The organism is Cesiribacter andamanensis AMV16 (assembly GCF_000348925.1).
GTDB lineage: Bacteria > Bacteroidota > Bacteroidia > Cytophagales > Cyclobacteriaceae > Cesiribacter > Cesiribacter andamanensis.
Genome location: NZ_AODQ01000100.1, coordinates 1 through 16,806, shown reverse-complemented (window position 1 = coordinate 16,806; position 16,806 = coordinate 1). Strand labels below are relative to the sequence as shown.

Here is a 16,806-nt window from a genome sequence, read left to right as displayed (position 1 = left end):
ATGCAGCCACGGGCATCTGTTACCGTTACCGAGTAGGTGCCGGCGCTCAGGCGGCAAGGTCTTGCGTGTTGGCACCGGTATTCCAGGCATAGCTATAGGGGGCTGTGCCGCCGGCTACCATCAGGTCCAGGCTGCCATTGGCCTGGCCGCAGCGGGTGGCAGTAGCAGTGGCCTGCAGGCTGGGGCCTGGGGTTGGGTAAGGGTGGCGCTCAGCGCTAGTTGCTTGCCTGCGCCATCGGTAATGGTGAGGGTGTAGGTGCCGGCCGCTACATTGGTCAGGTCCTGGCTGGTAGCGCCGGTGCTCCACTGGTAGCTGTAGGGGGCCTGGCCACCGCTAAGGCTGGATGTGATGCTGCCCGAGGCCTGGCCAAAGCAGGCCGGGTTGGTAGTGGCCAGGCTGCCACTCATGGGGGTATAGGGAGGGGTGGCCGTGCCGTAGTTCACACACTGGCCGGCCTTGTAGGCGACCAGAAAACCACAATAGGGATCTGCCGTGCTGCAGCTGCTGGCGCAGATGGTGTAGGTTACGGTAAAGCTGCCGGCCTTTCCCTCTTCGCCAAATCCTTTGATGTTATCTACCTTAAGGCCGGTGATACCGGTGGTAGGGTCGGTGGTGCCAATCTCCATAGGCCAGCCCTTGGAGTTGCTGGCCTGGGTAATGGTGCCGCAGGGGATTGAAATATTGAAATGCGACAGAGCGGAGGAGCAGCTGCCGTCATTGTTTACCTGTACGGTATAGGTAGTACAGCTGCCGCTGCTGCTTTGGCTGATAATGCTGCTGCTGAAGCAGGATGCAGCGCAGTTTTTGCCGGAGGCGGGGGGCTGGCACTGGTTTACGGCAATGGTAGCGCTGCCGCAGGTGGTGCCGCTGCCGGCAGCATCCTGCATGCTCACCAGCGAGTATTTTTGGGTGCGTTCAGGGGCTACTTTTAGTTCATACAAGGTAGCCGAAGTGCTAACGGTCTGAGTAGTAGTTCCGTCGGTATACCGAAAGGTGAAGGGGGCTTGCCCCTCCAGTGCTACAAACAGGCTGGCCGTTTCGCCGGCACAGATGGGCTGGTCGGCACAACACTCAAGACTTGCAGAAGCCTGCTGGGCGAATCCTGCTCCGGTGGCTGCCAGGAGCAGCACTACTGGAAGGCAGAAGTGGAGTAGCAATCTTCTCATATAGAGGAATAGGTTAGGTGGTTGAGTAGGCTAGCGGCCCGGGAGCTGCCAAAAGGCGGCCCATAGAGGCATGACTATCCGGTTCCAAGTTTTACAAAAAGACGCAGACCCCGAAATTTGGGTTGAGCTGCAGGCAGAGCAGGCTTGAACGGTCAGTGTAAGGTTTGGTAGGGCCAGGGCACCTAAAAATTGGCTTAGCACATCAAAATTTAACTTTGCGGGTACGGAGCTTCACTTAAAGGGCTTAAAATCCAGTTTGTTATCGGGCCCATCCTACAAGCGGCTATAGCACTATTTGGATGTAGGAGAGGATCCTGCCGAACCAAAAATGCCTCTATGCAGATTGAGAGCCCCTTTTTCTACTTAAAGCTTTACTTTAAGGGTTGGAAAAGCCCGATGTGCTTACGCAGGTAGGTTTTTCTGTAAAAGGCGGCCCTTTTAGGGGGTAACCGATGGTCATACATTGTTTGCAAAGAGGCTTATTTGCCAGAGAGGGATGAAGTGAAAGCAGGAAAATAGAGACATTTTGTCTTGAATAGGGCTAAAAATTCGCTAAAAAATGCCATTATGGCTGAGTTTGCTGGAAACAAAAGAGCTGGTGCAGGTTTTGATAGAGTGCTGATACTAACAAGCAGTGCATATGAACTTCGAAAAATATACCATTAAAGCACAGGAAGCCATCCAGAAATCCGGCGAGATTGCGGTTGGCAACCAGCAGCAGGCCATCGAGCCGGGCCACCTGCTTAAAGCCCTCCTGACGGTGGATGAGAACGTGGTGCCCTACCTGCTGAAAAAGCTGAACGTAAACCGCCTTCAGCTCGATAATGCCCTTGATGAGCTCATCAAGGGCTATCCTAAAGTAAGCGGTTCGCAGCCCTACCTATCCAATGCTTCGGCCGCTGCCCTGCGCAAGGCCGAGGACCAGTTGAAAAGCTTTGGCGATGAATTTATTGCCATCGAACACCTGATCCTGGGCATCCTGGACTCCGGCGACCGTGCCGGCAAAATTCTCAAAGAGCAGGGGGTAAGCGATAAGGACCTGAAGGCCGCCATCAAAGAACTGCGTGGCGGCAGCAAGGTGAGCGACCCCAATGCCGAGGCCAAGTACAAATCGCTGGAGCGCTACTCCAACAACCTCAACGAAATGGCCAAGCAGGGCAAGATCGACCCGGTGATTGGCCGGGATGAGGAAATACGCCGGGTGCTGCAGATCCTGAGCCGCCGCACCAAGAACAACCCCATTCTGCTGGGTGAGCCCGGCGTGGGCAAAACGGCCATTGTGGAGGGCCTGGCCCAGCGCATTGTGCAGGGCGATGTACCCGAAAACCTCAAGAGCAAGCAGATTGTAGCCCTGGATATGGGTCTGCTGGTGGCCGGGGCCAAATACAAAGGCGAGTTTGAAGAGCGCCTCAAAGCGGTGATCAAAGAAGTGCAGGACAGCGCCGGCGAGATCATTCTCTTTATCGATGAAATGCATACCCTCATTGGGGCCGGCGGGGGCGAGGGGGCTATGGATGCCGCCAACCTGCTGAAGCCTGCCCTGGCCCGCGGCGAGCTGCATACCATTGGCGCCACCACCCTCAAGGAGTACCAGAAGCATGTGGAGAAAGACAAAGCCCTGGAGCGCCGCTTCCAGTCCGTAATGGTGGATGAGCCCTCCGTGCCGGATGCCATCTCCATCCTGCGGGGGATCAAAGATAAGTATGAGCTGCACCATGGGGTGCGCATCAAGGACGATGCCGTCATTGCCTCTGTAGAGCTGAGCCAGCGCTACATTACCGAGCGCTTTCTGCCCGACAAGGCCATTGACCTGATGGACGAGGCCGCCGCCAAGCTGCGCCTGGAGATCGACTCCATGCCCGAGGAGCTGGACGAGCTCAACCGCCGCATTATGCAGCTGGAAATTGAGCGCGAAGCCATTCGCCGGGAAAAGGACATTGATAAAGAAACCCAGCTGACCCGCGATATTGCCGAGCTCAATGAAAAGCGCTCAGCCCTCAAGGCTAAATGGGAGAGCGAAAAAGAAGTAGTGCAGGGCATTCGCCAGGCCAAGGAAGACATTGAGCACTTTAAGCTGGAGGCCGAGCAGGCCGAGCGTGCCGGCGATTACGGACTGGTGGCCGAGATCCGCTACGGCCGCATCCGCGAAGCCGAAGAGCGGCTAAACCAGCTGCAGGCCAAGGTAAACGAGCTCAACCAGGGCAACAGCCTCATCAAAGAAGAGGTAGATGCCGAAGACATTGCCGAGGTAGTAGCGCGCTGGACGGGTATACCCGTAAGCAAAATGCTGCAGAGCGAGCGCGAAAAACTGCTGCACCTGGAAGAAGAGCTGGGCAAGCGCGTAGCCGGTCAGAAGGAAGCCATTGGGGCCCTTTCCGATGCCGTGCGCCGCAGCCGGGCCGGTCTACAGGACCCCAAGCGGCCCATCGGTTCGTTTATCTTCCTGGGAACTACCGGGGTGGGCAAGACTGAGCTGGCCAAGGCCCTGGCCGAATACCTCTTTAATGACGATAGCGCCATGGTGCGCATCGACATGAGCGAGTACCAGGAGCGCCACGCCGTAAGCCGCCTGGTGGGGGCGCCTCCCGGCTATGTGGGCTATGATGAAGGGGGCCAGCTTACCGAAGCCGTGCGCCGCAAGCCCTATAGCGTAGTGCTGCTGGACGAGATCGAAAAAGCGCACCCGGATGTGTTCAACATTCTGCTGCAGGTGCTGGACGATGGCCGCCTGACCGATAATAAAGGGCGGGTAGCCAACTTCAAGAACACCATTGTGATCATGACCACCAACATTGGCTCGCACCTGATCCAGGAGCGCTTCAAGCACCTGAATCCCTTTAATGAGGATGAGGTGGTGGAAGATACCAAGAATGAGGTCATGGAGCAGCTGCGCAAGCAGGTACGCCCTGAGTTTCTCAACCGTATTGATGAGGTGATCATGTTCCGCCCGCTGGATAAGGGGGTGATCCGCCAGATCGTCGACATCCAGTTTGGGCTGATCCAGAAGCGACTGGAAGAGAACGGGGTGAAGATCGAAGCCACCGACGATGTGCTGGACTTCCTGGGCGAGGTGGGCTTCGACCCCACCTATGGCGCCCGTCCGCTCAAGCGCGTGATGCAGCGGGAGATCCTCAACCCCCTGAGCAAGGAGATTCTGGCCGGCCGCATCAACAAGGAAGATGTGATCGGTATCACCCTGAACGATCAGCGCCAGATCGAGTTCCTGAACCTCAACGAGGTGGAGATCGACAGCAAGTAAGCGAACGACTGATAGTGAATAGCAAACCCCCGGTGCCTGTAGAGGGCCGGGGGTTTTATTTTGATCGCCTTTCATTTTCCTTATCTTGACGTTTTAAAATGCCGCTTCATGAATTGTACTGATACTCCGCCTAAAGACCCTTTCCTAAAAGGGCTACAATTTTTACGCAAAACGAGATTCCCCTCTTGGGAGGGGCACAGGGGTGGTTGGCTGATAAGGCTAGCCCCTTTCGGATAGCGGCAATAGTTCGGGATCTCCCCTACAGGAACTGGACCCTATACATCGGTCTCCTTCTTTGTCTGACAGTACAGCCAGAGGCGTCTGCCCAGCGCAAACGGCCCGCCACCCCCTATTATCCCGAGGCTGGTAATTGGGAGAAAAGAACGCCGGAATCACAGGGCCTGAATGCTGCCCGGCTGCAGGAAGCAATCCGTTTTGCTCAGGAAAATGAAGCCAAAGCGCCCCGCAATCTGCGGGAGGCCCATTATCAGGGCTTTGGCAAGGAACCCTTTGGGGATGCCATAGGCCCCTTTAAGGACAGAGGTGAACCTACCGGCCTCATCATTAAAGGAGGGTATATTGTTGCTGAATGGGGCAATCCCGAAGAAGTGAACCTGACCTACAGCGTCAGCAAAAGCTTTCTTTCTACCGTAGTAGGCCTGGCCTGGCAGCAGGGGCTCATTCGCCGGCTCGAAGATAGGGTGCACCCCTATATGGCTCCCATCATTCCCTATACGCTGGCTCCTGCCGTCAACAAGGCCGATCTGCTGGACCAGCCGGAGGTGCTGGAACCCTTTGCCAGCCCCCATAACCAGAAAATTACCTGGGACCACCTGCTGCGCCAGACCAGCGACTGGGAGGGTACCCTCTGGGGAAAGCCCGATTGGGCCGACCGCCCCCAGGGGGAGGCAACAAGCTGGCGCACCCGCCCCCGCAACGAGCCGGGCAGTGTGTACAAATACAACGATGTGCGGGTAAACGTACTGGCCCTGGCCGCCACCAACCTGTGGCGCCGGCCCCTGCCCCTGGTGCTAAAGGAAAAAGTGATGGACCCCATCGGCGCCTCCGGCAGCTGGCGTTGGCTGGGCTATGAAAATTCCTGGATCGTGCTGGACGGGCAGCCTGTGCAGGTGGTGAGTGGTGGCGCCCACTGGGGCGGGGGTATGTTCATCAGCGCCCTGGACCAGGCCCGCTTTGGCTACCTGACGCTGCGCCGCGGCCGCTGGAAGGAGCAGCAGCTCCTGTCCGAGGCCTGGATGGCCCATGCCCTAACCCCTACCTCCGCCAATACCGGCTATGGGGTCATGAACTATTTTCTGAATACGGATAAAAAACAATTCCCCAGCGCCCCCGAAAGCGCCTTTGCCCACCTGGGGGCCGGCACCAACATGGTGTATGTCGATCGGGAAAACGACCTGATCATTGTAGCCCGTTGGATTGAGAACAGTGCATTGGATGGCCTTATTGCCCGTGTGCTGCAGAGCCTGCAGCCCTAAAGGGGGTGGTGCTGTGGTTAGCCTGCCGCCCCTCCCGGGAGAAAAAAAACTGCTGCACTCTGGCAACAAACGGTAAAGAACGTGTGTCCCTGTAGTGGCCGATGGCGGGATGTGCGGGAAAATTCGGCCTACTTCCCTATCTTAGAGGCAGGCAGGCCCTTCGGTCAGCCCGGCGACTCTTTCCATGATCAGAAAAAAACTACCCTATTTTGCGCTGCTCGCCAGCCTGCTTTGCATGCCGGCCTATACCCATGGGCAATCCTACCGGGAGCAGCGCCTGGAGTTTGCCGCCTATAATGTAGGGCTGAATGCCCTGATGGGGGGCATAGGGGCAGCCATCAACAAAAAGCCGGGGCAAACCGCCGGCAATGCTTTTCTCAAGGGTCTGGGCAAGGGAGCCGCCGGAGGGCTGCTGATCCACCAGGCCAAAGCTGCGGCCCACCGCATTGATCGGCACGAAAAGCTGGGCTGGGCCTGGCCTGCCCGCCTTACCAATGCGCTGGGCAGTTCCATTGTGCAAAATGCGGCCACCAACAGGGGCATGCTGGACCAGCTGCACCTTAACCTTTGGCTGGTTCGGGCCGACTATGACCTGAAGGAAAAGCAGTTTCTGATGCGGCTGCTCCCTACCGCCGTCTATGGAGCCGTAAAGTTTACCAACTACGGGCATCTGGACCTGAGGCGCTCGCTGCATACAGGCTACCTCTATTATCAGTTTACGTCCCAGGAGCTGCTGGACCAGGGGGTGTATGGCCGCTCGCTCTCCATGGCCATAGGCGTTGGCACGCCCTATTACAGTGAGTACATGTACCATGAGGTGGTGGCGCACGAGGTAGTGCACGGCCTGCAATATGAAAGCGGTGTCTGGATCAACGCCTACCTGCACAAACCCGATGCCTCCCTCAAAAAACACTTAGGCTGGTACAAGACCCTGGGCCGCTTTGTGTACCTGGATGCCAATACGCTGGTGCAGAAACCCATGCGCCTCTTTGGCCGGCAGGAAGGCTGCTACCTGAGTCGCTTTAGCGAGAAGGAGGCCCATCATTACGCCACCCGCTCTTACATTAGCTGTGAGGAGACCTATGGCGGCTTCTTTCCCATCCGCTAGCCGCTAGTCCTACTACACTGGTTGAGCATTTCTATTCCTGCTTCGGGCAGGAGAAAAGAGGGGTGCTTTTTGCTTTATATCAAGTATATCTAGCACCTATCTCATAAAGCATTAACTTTTTGTGCCTGAAAACGAATAAGCTTCTACTATGCTCCTATAAAAGAAGTATAGTAAGCCACTTTTTAATTTTAATATACGCAAGATGAAGAATCTACATGTTGGAAAGTCGGTGGGGATGAAAGTAACACTCTTACTTAGTCTTAGCATGTTCCTGTCGTTTGCTGCTTTTGCCCAGGTGCCTCAGCAGCCGAGCCAGCCACCGCAGCCGAATCAGGAAATCAATGAAACCATCTCAGATGCTGATCTGGTAACCTTTGTTGATGTATATGTACAGGTTGTAGAAATGCAACAGGAGATCGAAATGGCCATGATGCAGGCCATTGAAGAAGAAAACCTGGCCTTGGAGCGCTTCAACGAGATCCTGCAGGCACGCCAGAACCAGCAAAGCGCCGAGCAGATCGGTGCCTCTGCTGAAGAAATGGCTTCCTTTAACAATGCCGCCCAGAAGATCATGAGCGTTCAGCAGGATGCCCAGCTACAGATGCAGGAGGTGATCGAAGAAGAGCTGGGCCTTGAGAAGTATGAGCGGATTGTACTGGCCTACCAGCAAAGCCCCGAGGTGCAGGAAAAAGTAAACAGCATTCTGCAGCAGAAAATGGAACAGGAAGGCATGGGTACGGGAGAGGGTGAGTAATGTACTCTCTTTTGTAGCCAAAAACTTTCCTTGAAGGCAAAGGCAATTCATCCCGAATTTTGAAAGGATGAAATTTGAAACAAAAAACGGCCTCTGAATAATTTCAGGGGCCGTTTTATTAAAAATAAGTGTTCTCTACAATTCGGGATAACTCATGTTTCTCTTTCCTGCAGTCATATACGCCTGAGGATGCCGTCTCACTCCAGCTTCAGGCGGTATACCAGCAGGTTTTTGAGCTTTTCCTCGTTCTTTACCTGCCCCTCTTCGTCCAGCTCCGAGACAAAGCTGTTGGCAATAAAATACAGCCAGCCTCTGCGAATGGCACCGGTGGTGATCTTGTCAAAATCCGGATGGTTATTGGCCAGTACCTGAATCTTCTCCACTACTTTTCCGCTGCCATCCAGGGTGAATTTGCTGATGGTTTCCGGCATAAATACGCTTTGCAGCCCAATGAGCGCCCCGCCATGGGTATACAGCCCATCCACACCAATGATGTAATAATCGGGTGTTTCAATGGGGGTAGCTTCTTTGCTGCTATAGTTCACCCGGTAGAGCCCGCCGGCGGTGGCTACTACCAGCGCCTGCCCATCGGGCGAGGGCGTAATGCCATTGGGGTACACAAAGGTGCCGGGCGGCAGCAGGTACTCCAGCGAGTCGGTGGCCGAGTTGAGCCAGAGCAGGGCACCGGCCTCGGAATCGGTCAGGTACAGTTCATCGCCTATCAGTTGCAGGTCGTTGAACAGGTGGCTTACCTCTTCGGTCTTGGGCAGGTAGTATTTCTTAAGCGGCCGGCCGGTGTCCAGGCTTATCTTGTAGAGGCTACCCCAGCCGGCACTATCGGTATTGGTGTTGGGCTGGTAACGGCAGGCCCACAGCAGGCGGCGCCCGGCATCAATGTGCAGGCCCAGATAGCCAAAATCGCCCCAGCTGCCGCTGTTACTAAACTCCTCTGCCTTGCCCCTGGCCGATAGCTGGAGAATCTTCTTTTTATTGATGCTGCCTACAAAGAACTGGTCCGTTTGGGCATCATAGGCAATGCCCTCGGGAATAAGGTCTTTTTCTTTTATTTCAAAGGCTTTTCGCAGCGTAGGGTACTTCTGGCCCACACAGCCCATGGGCAGCCAGAAGAGAAAAAGGAGCAAAAAGGGTCTCATAGTGCTACAGGTTGAGAGAAAGTTTGATATCCTGCGCAAGTCAGGCGCGGTCTGTGTAGGGCGCTATACCCTTTACTCCATCAGGAAAAGGAGGGGTAACAGCCCGCCGGCTGAACGAACGCTCTTAGTACAAGTATCCTTCGCCCTTGTCTTCTTCCAGGGCTACCCCCAGGCCAAGCACCAGGCGATTCACAAAATTAAAGTACGAGATCACCAGGGTAGCATCCAGCAGTGCCCGGTCGTCCAGTCCGGTTTCCCGCAGGGGCTGCAGGTGCTCATCGGGTGTAATGCTCTCGGGCGCCAGTGTAAGGGCTTCGGCCAGCTGGCAGAGCAGCAGATCGGTGTCGCCCAAGTCCAGCTGGGTGTAATCGCGCTGCAGCTGGGCAATCTTCCGCTCATCTTTCCAGTAGTGCTGCAGGGCGGCTCCATGGTGGGCGGCGCAGTAGGCACAGCGGTTGGTGGCGCTTACTACCACGGCCATCATCTCGCGCTGGTAGCGCTGCAGGGGCGATTGAGCAAACATAAGGCTCATGTAGAGCTCCATGTGATGCAGCAGGCTGGGCGGATTCAGGCTCTGGATCTGATGTACTCCGGCCAGTTTGCCGCGGCTTTGCAGCAGCTGGTCGTAGATTTCCTTCAGCTGTCCGGTGGCCTCATCAGGACCAATGGTTTTGATATGGGGCATGTGCAAAAAGTATACGGCAAAATAGCAGCTTCGGGCAGCATTCCTATTACTTTTTTAGTGGCTGCTTTGTTGCCCCTTTTTGCTAAAAATTCAGCATAAAATCGGTGAGGTTCTCTTCGCGCTGCAGGCCCAGCTTTTTACGCAGGCGGTAGCGGCTAATTTCTACCCCCCGCACCGAGATGCTCAGCAGCTGGGCTATTTCTTTGGTGCTCAGGTTCAGGCGCAGGTAGGTGCACAATTTCACCTCCTGCGGGCTTAGCAGGGGGTAGGCGCTGCGGAGCCGGTTTGAAAAATCGCCATGTACCTGATCAAAATGGTACTGAAAATGCTCCCAGTCATCCTCCCCATTAATAGTATGCTCAATGGTGCGGGTAATTTTCTGCAGCTCCTGCATGAGCTCCCGGTTCTTTGATTTTTTGCTGATAGAGCTCAGGTTATCCTTGATCTCGGAGATAAATTCATTCTTGCTCAGGATCAGCATTGTTTGGGTAGCCAGCTCCCGGTTCTTATGCTCCAGCTCGGCCTGCAGCTTTTCATTGCGCAGGCGGTTGATCTCTTCTTCTGATTTGCGTGATACTTCCTCCAGCTGTGTATCGCGCAGGCTTAGCTCTTCTTCTTGCCGCCGCACAATATGGTCTTTCTCGCGCTTGTGGCGGCGGTGCTGCACCTGCAGCACCAGCAGCAGCAGCACACTGGCCATAAACACATAGGCCGAGTAGGCCCAGGCGGTGCGGTACCAGGGGGGGCGTATGCTGAAGCGGTAGGTTACCTCGGCACTTTGCTGGCCCAGGCTGTTCTGGCTGCGTACATGAAAGGTGTACTCGCCCTCGGGCAGGTTGGTGTACTCCTTTTCGCTTTGCAGGGTCCAGGGACTCCAGCTTTTTTCGTAAGGCTCCAGGTAAAACTGGTAGCGGGGTTTGCTCAGCGCCTCATAGGCCGTGCTGGCAAAGGCAAACTTAAGCGAGTTGGCCTCAAAGGGCAGGGCAGGGGCCGTAGCCTGCGCCTTGCCATGCCCCCCGTAGAGCAGGGAATCGGCCTGGGTGCTCAGGCGCACGCTGCGCAGGAGTGTAACAAAGAGCGGTTTCTCATTCTGGGGAACAAAGGGGTTGTAATGCACAAATCCTTCTTTGGCGCCCAGCAGCAGGGTATGGTCTTCCAGCACGCTCAGGCTTTCAAGGTCGTCGTTCAGCAGGCCCTGCAGGCGGTTGAAAAGGGCCGTTTCTTTGATGTATCCCTTTAGCGGGTCTTTGCGCAGTACGCCTATCTCTTTATCCCCAATGAAGTAAATGTTGCCAAAGGCATCGTCCTGCATGATCTGGATGTGGTTATCCGGGCCCAGCAGGCGGGTAAACGCTTCATCCAGCACAAAGCGGTCGGTGGCGGGCTGGTAGCGGTATACCCCTGTTTCGGCCGTAAACAGCAGGTCGTTCTCAATCCGGAATACATTGATCAGGATGTTGGACGGAAAGCCATGCGCCTGGTGGTAGTGCTTCACCTGCAGGATGCTATCGCCCTGCGACGACAGGCGGATGTTGTAGGCCCCCTTATAGCCGTGCGTCATCCAGATGCTGCCATCGGCGGCCTGCTCCATCACCCGGGCCGATTCCTCAAAGCCCTTCAGCTGCTTTTTAAATCGCCAGCTACCTCCTTGGGCCGGCTGTTCAAATAGGGCCAGCCCATTGTAAGTGCCCCCGATGGCCCGGCGGGGATTTTGCTTCAGAGGCAGGTACATCCACAGCCCGGTAAGGTTCCCGATGGGTTCGGCTCTCTGCCTGCCAACCCGAAAGGGCCCCACATGATGGCCCATCAGCACCTCCGGGCCCCATTGGGCCAGGCTGTAAACCTGCCCCCGGCTGCCGGGCACCAGCTCTGGGGCGGTCTGCCGGCCCCACAGGCGGTACAGGCCGTTGTTGGTACCCAGGTAGAGCGTATCCTGCCGCAGCAGGCCGGTATAGCCGGTGCCGGGCAGGCCGCTTTGCTCGTTGAGCAGCCGAAAGGGGGAGCTTAGCTCTACAAAAGAAAGGCCGTTGTTCATGCCCGCCCAGAGGTTGCCGTTGGCATCCTGGTACAGGCTCAGCACGGTGCGGTTGGTAAAGCCCCGGTCTTTGGTAAGCTGGTAGCGGATGTGTCCGTTCTGGTCGGTGATCAACAGGCCTTCGGTTTGGGTGCCAAAGGCATAGTGACCGTTTTTGAGGAGCAGGGCGCCATTGATGATGGCCTGTTCCAGCAGGGGGGCCACCGGTGCCTGCCAGGGCTCCAGGCGCTGGCCATCGTAGAGAAACACCCCATCCCGAAAGGTGGTAATGAGCAGCTGTTGCTGGTTGTAGGGCACTATGCCCGAGATGCTACTGTGGGCCAGTTTTTCGCCATCGGGCAGCAGCTCCAGGCTGCCGGCCTTGTACTGCATCAGGCCCTGGCCCTTTACAACCGTATACAGGCGGTGATTTACATAAAAGGAAGGTTCCAGCGGGGCAGCCGGATCAAGGATGCTGTGCAGCTGCTGGTCTTTGTAGATAAAAATGTAGCGAAAGGTGCAGACGTAGAGCGTATTGCGGTCCTGAAAGATGCGCCAGGTCTCATCAAAATTGCGCTTATCGGCCGGCAGCTGGCTGGCCAGGGAGGTATACTGCAGGCTGCCGGCGGCATCAGGGGCAAAGTAGCCAAAATCGCCCTGGCTGCCAATGTAGATCTTATCATCGGGCGCAATGGCCAGGCAGCGCAGCTTGGTGCCGCTGGGCGAGCCGTACATGCGCCACTGCGTGCCATCGTACTCCAGCAGGCCAAAGTTGTTGGCAACGTAGAGGATGCCTCGTGAGTCCTGGGCCATCTGCCAGTTCTGGATACCTGCACCGTACTCGGCGGTGCCAAAGTTACGGATCAGCGGTATACCCCGCTGGGCTGTTGCCGGCTGGCATAACCACATCCCCACTACAAGCATCACAAGCAGGGAGAGGGGCAGGGAAAGGTTCTTCTTCATACGCATGCCGGGTAGATCCGGGGGCTGTTTCGATTCTCTTCTAAGATACGGCAAGAAAGCATGCCAACGAAATACTTCCTAAAAAATAGTAGTAGAGCCTCTATTCGTTAAAATTGGCGAATAGTGAGTCTGGAGCCCACTTTTTAGATTTTTTAAGGGGGTTTGATGTAGTAATGATGTAGTGCTATTTAGGGGATTGATGTAGTGGTGATGTAGCTAAATAGTTGTGATGGATTAGTGGAGTTTGGTTATTGCACTGGATCGCGCAAACGTTTTCTGCCCTGTCCCCCCTTTATCTCCTTGGGCCACAGATAGGCTGCCGCAAACCTTGCCGGTACACCCTCAACCAGTTCACCATCTTGCTAAATCCACTATACAGTATGAAGTTTTATCTACGTCTTATTCTCCTTTTGATTGGGGTGGGCGCTGCATTGCAGGTTCATGCTCAATCCGTAAGCGGGCGGGTTACCGATGACATGTCCGGTGAGCCCCTGCCCGGGGTAAGCATCCGGGTAAAAGGCACTACCCGCGGAGGCATTACAAACCTGGACGGAGCCTACAGCGTGCAGGCTGGCGGCACCGATACCCTTATCTTCTCCTACATTGGCTATCTGCAGGAAACTGTGCCGGTAGCCAACCGCAGCACCATTAACATTTCCATGGCGCCGGATGTGGAGACCCTCTCCGAGCTGGTGGTGATCGGCTATGGCGCCACCACCAAAAAAGAGCTGACTGGGGCCGTATCCATTGTAAACGAAGAAGCCATCAAGGGCCTAAACCCTGTGCGGCTGGAGCAGGCTCTGCAGGGGCAGGTAGCCGGCGTAAACATCAGCACAGCCTCCGGCTCTCCGGGCGGCGCTGCCAATATCCGCATCCGCGGTATTACCACCAATGGCAACAACGATCCCCTGATTCTGGTAGACGGAATTCCCTATTCTACCGAAGGCCTCAATGCCCTTAACCCGGCCGATATTGAATCGGTAAACGTACTGAAAGATGCTACGGCCGGTATCTATGGGGTGCGGGCGGCCAATGGGGTGGTGCTGATCACCACCAAAAAAGGCCTTAAAAATGCCAAGCCGGTTTTCAGCTTTGATGGCTATACCGGTACTCAAAGCACCGCCCGCCGCCTGAACCTGCTGAATGCACAGGAATTTGCCGTGCTGAAAAATGAAGCCTTTGCGGCTGGCGGCCAAAACCTTCCCTATCCCAATGCCAACCTGGGCCAGGGCACCGACTGGCAGGATCAGGTTTTTCAGGATGCGCCCATCCGCAACTACAATTTTGGCATGAGCGGCGGTACCGATAAGAGCACCTACTCCATAGGCAGTTCGTATCTGGATCAGGAAGGCATCATCGGCGGCGATAAATCTTCATTCAGCCGCTACAATGCCCGCATTAACTTTACCACAGAACTGGCGCCGCGCCTGAACCTGGAAAACGTATTCCTGATCTCCAGCGAAAAAAGAAAGACCCTGCCGGAGAACGGCATTGGCTCGGTCCTGTATAATACCATCAATGCCTCGCCCCTGGATCCGGTTCGGCAGGAAAATGGAGACTACACCTACCTGCTTACCTTCAATGACCTGATCAACCCCGTGGCCCAGATGGCCAATACCTTTAATGAAGGCCGGGCCAACAAACTGGTAGGCAAGCAGGAGTTCAGCTACGATTTTGACGATCGCTTCAAGCTTACGGCCCGGGCCAGCTACAGCTATGCTACCGTAGCAGGCAAGGTGTTTAACCCCCTGGTGCATTACGGGCCCGGCAAGGCGCAGAACTCTACCTCCAGCCCCAGCCTGATTCCCGATTCGCTTACCCTCTTTAGCTATACCACGCCAGACGGGCAGGCGATTCGCTACACCATACCGCGCCACAACAACGTAAGCGAAACCGAGCAGCGCTTTTTCGATTACAACCTGGAGGCCTTCCTGAACTACAACCAGACCTTTAATACCAATCATGCCCTACGGACTACCCTGGGGGTATCGTTTCTGGAAGTGAAGGGCGAAAGCATGACCGGCACGGCCTTTAACGTGCCCTATAACTCCTGGGACTACGCCGATATTTCAGCAGCCGAAGGCGCCAATCTGCTGAATACCTCTTCTTCCTGGCAATCACAGTCGCGCCTGCAGTCGGTCTTCGGCCGGGCCGAGTATTCCTTTAAAGAGAAGTATATCCTATCTGCCCTGCTACGCCGCGATGGTTCCTCCAACTTTGGCAAGAACAACCGCTTTGGCTACTTCCCGGCAGCTTCTGCGGCCTGGGTAATCTCGGATGAGGCCTTCTTTACACCTCAGTTCATTAACTTTATGAAGCTGCGCGCCAGCTACGGGGTACTGGGCAACGATAAGATTGGCCAGTTCCGCTACCGGGCACTGCTCAATGGCGAAGGGGTCTATGTCTTTAACGACAACCTGGTAACCGGTCGTGCGGTGGGTACACTGGGCAACCCCGACCTGCGCTGGGAGCAAAACAGCCAGTTTAACATAGGGGTAGACCTTACCCTGCTGAAGGGCAAGCTGGATGTAAGCACCGACTACTTTATCAAAGCCACCAAAGACCTGCTCTTTCAGCCTGATGTATCGGGCGTGCTGGGCGGCTATGGCGCCGGTGGTGCACCGCCTTTCGTAAACGGCGGCGACATCCGAAACAGAGGATTCGAGTTCCTGATCAGCTACCGGGAAGAGCTGGGCCGCAATGGCGGCTTCAACATCAGTTACAACCTTACCACCATTAAGAATGAGGTGACCGCCCTGCCGGCCGGTGTGGATTTCTATGACTTTGCTTCCTTTGGCGTAGGCGGCATGTCGGCCACCCGCATGGAGGTAGGCCAGCCCATTGGCTACTTCTTTGGCTACCAGACCGATGGGGTATACCAAAGCCAGGAAGAGATTGCCGCCCGGGGTGTAACCCAGCCCGGCGCTCAGCCCGGCGACCTGCGCTATGTAGATCAGGACGGCGACGGGGTGATAAACTTCAGCAACAACTCCGACAAAACCTTCCTGGGCTCGGCCATTCCCAAAGTGACCATGGGCCTGAACCTGGGGGTAAATTATGCCGGTATCGACCTCTCGGCCAACATCTTCTCCTCAATGGGCAACAAGATTCTGCGCAACTACGAGCGTCAGCAGCCGCTGGCCAACCTGCAGAACTACCGCCTGGGCCGCTGGACGGGTGAGGGCTCTACCAACGAGCACCCCCGCCTAACCACTGCCGAAAACCGCAATGCCGTAATGTCGGACTACTATGTGGAAGATGGTTCCTTTATCCGCATCCGCAACCTGCAGCTGGGCTACTCCCTGCCCCAGAGCCTGATCAACGAGATAGGGGTAGAGCGCCTGCGCGTGTATGTATCGGCCAATAACCTCTTCACCTTTACCGGCTACAAGGGCTTTGATCCGGAGTTCTCTTCCGGAGATCCTACCCAGGCAGGCATTGACTACGGTTTCTACCCACAGGCCAGAACCTTAATGGTTGGCGTTAACCTTAACTTCTAAGCTAGATGAAAACCCTACGCAAATATTCCTTAGGACTACTGGCCGGCCTGACCCTGGCGGTAGGCTGTGAATTTACCGACATCGACCCGCCCTATGCACAGGATGCCGACGCCTTCTTCAACTCTCCGGAAGATTATGAGCTGGCCCTGGTAGGCGCCTATGACCTGCTGCAAACCTCCTACCTGAGCCTGTGGCTGGGCGAGATTGCCTCCGACAATGCCATTGCCGGCGGCGAGAGTGTAACCGATACCGAGGGCCTGCACCAGATCGACAACATGACCCATGGTGGTGTAAACAACGAGCTGCGCAGCTTTTTCCGCTGGAACTATGCCGGCATTACCCGCGCCAATTACATCTTTGAGCACAAAGATAAGATTGACTTTGACGGGAAAGACCGCATACTGGCCCAGGCGGCTTTTCTGCGCGCCTACTATTACTTTGAGCTGGTGAAGGTGTTTGGCCCCGTACCCCTGGTGGTAGACCGCCGCATTGGCGCCGATGAGGTAGCCTCTATTGAGCGCGCCCCAGTAGAGCAGGTGTGGGCGCAGATAGAGACTGACCTCACCTATGCCGCCGGCATCCTGGGCTGGACTGCCCCCCAAAAGGGTAGAATCACCAAGGGTGCTGCCCTGGCCCTGCTGGGCAAGGCGCACCTGTACCAGAACGAGTTTAACGAAGCGGCCACTGCCCTGGACCGGGTCATTAC

Annotated in this window: 11 protein-coding genes; 6 read left to right on the top strand and 5 right to left on the bottom strand. The window is 55.9% G+C overall.

Features of this window, described 5'->3' with window-relative positions; genetic code table 11:
* Positions 1 to 46: 46 nt before the first annotated feature.
* Both ADICEAN_RS23925 and ADICEAN_RS15700 read right to left on the bottom strand, forming a co-directional pair.
* Positions 47 to 121 (bottom strand): hypothetical protein, encoded by a 75-nt coding sequence (locus ADICEAN_RS23925; RefSeq protein ID WP_394330761.1) that lies wholly within the window; start codon positions 119 to 121, stop codon positions 47 to 49.
* Entirely contained in the window at positions 121 to 1,167 is a 1,047-nt protein-coding gene (locus ADICEAN_RS15700) for a SprB repeat-containing protein (protein WP_009196621.1), read from the bottom strand. The genes ADICEAN_RS23925 and ADICEAN_RS15700 overlap by 1 nt, the downstream gene beginning before the upstream one ends.
* 640 nt (positions 1,168 to 1,807) lie before the next feature.
* On the opposite strand from ADICEAN_RS15700, the gene clpB reads away from it, so the two are divergent.
* The 4 genes from clpB (at position 1,808) to ADICEAN_RS15680 (ending at position 7,784) form a co-directional block, all read left to right on the top strand.
* Positions 1,808 to 4,426: an ATP-dependent chaperone ClpB gene (gene clpB, locus ADICEAN_RS15695; RefSeq protein ID WP_009196620.1), complete on the top strand. Its 2,619-nt coding sequence runs from the start codon at positions 1,808 to 1,810 to the stop codon at positions 4,424 to 4,426.
* Between the two features lie 206 nt (positions 4,427 to 4,632).
* On the top strand, positions 4,633 to 5,922 hold the full coding sequence (locus ADICEAN_RS15690) for a serine hydrolase domain-containing protein (RefSeq protein ID WP_394330760.1): 1,290 nt from the start codon (positions 4,633 to 4,635) through the stop codon (positions 5,920 to 5,922).
* 184 nt (positions 5,923 to 6,106) lie between these two features.
* Complete coding sequence (locus tag ADICEAN_RS15685) at positions 6,107 to 7,030, top strand: hypothetical protein (RefSeq protein WP_009196618.1); 924 nt, start codon at positions 6,107 to 6,109, stop codon at positions 7,028 to 7,030.
* Positions 7,031 to 7,232: 202 nt separating this feature from the next.
* Entirely contained in the window at positions 7,233 to 7,784 is a 552-nt protein-coding gene (locus tag ADICEAN_RS15680; protein ID WP_009196617.1) for a hypothetical protein, read from the top strand.
* 197 nt (positions 7,785 to 7,981) lie between these two features.
* Here ADICEAN_RS15680 and ADICEAN_RS15675 read toward each other — a convergent pair whose 3' ends face one another.
* The 3 genes from ADICEAN_RS15675 to ADICEAN_RS15665 form a co-directional block, all read right to left on the bottom strand.
* The gene (locus ADICEAN_RS15675) at positions 7,982 to 8,938 is read right to left on the bottom strand and encodes an SMP-30/gluconolactonase/LRE family protein (protein ID WP_040397557.1); all 957 of its coding nucleotides are present in this window, start codon (positions 8,936 to 8,938) and stop codon (positions 7,982 to 7,984) included.
* Between the two features lie 124 nt (positions 8,939 to 9,062).
* Entirely contained in the window at positions 9,063 to 9,623 is a 561-nt protein-coding gene (locus tag ADICEAN_RS15670; protein ID WP_009196615.1) for a peroxidase-related enzyme, read from the bottom strand.
* An 82-nt stretch (positions 9,624 to 9,705) separates the two neighbouring features.
* Positions 9,706 to 12,600, bottom strand: a complete 2,895-nt coding sequence (locus ADICEAN_RS15665; protein WP_040397555.1) for a ligand-binding sensor domain-containing protein — start codon at positions 12,598 to 12,600, stop codon at positions 9,706 to 9,708.
* A 380-nt stretch (positions 12,601 to 12,980) separates the two neighbouring features.
* Between ADICEAN_RS15665 and ADICEAN_RS15660 the strand changes: the two genes are divergently transcribed.
* A complete protein-coding gene (locus ADICEAN_RS15660; protein WP_009196613.1) occupies positions 12,981 to 16,100 on the top strand; it encodes a SusC/RagA family TonB-linked outer membrane protein in 3,120 nt (1,039 codons plus the stop codon).
* Positions 16,101 to 16,105: 5 nt separating this feature from the next.
* The coding region (locus ADICEAN_RS15655; RefSeq protein WP_040397552.1) for a RagB/SusD family nutrient uptake outer membrane protein at positions 16,106 to 16,806 on the top strand (701 nt) is incomplete at its 3' end.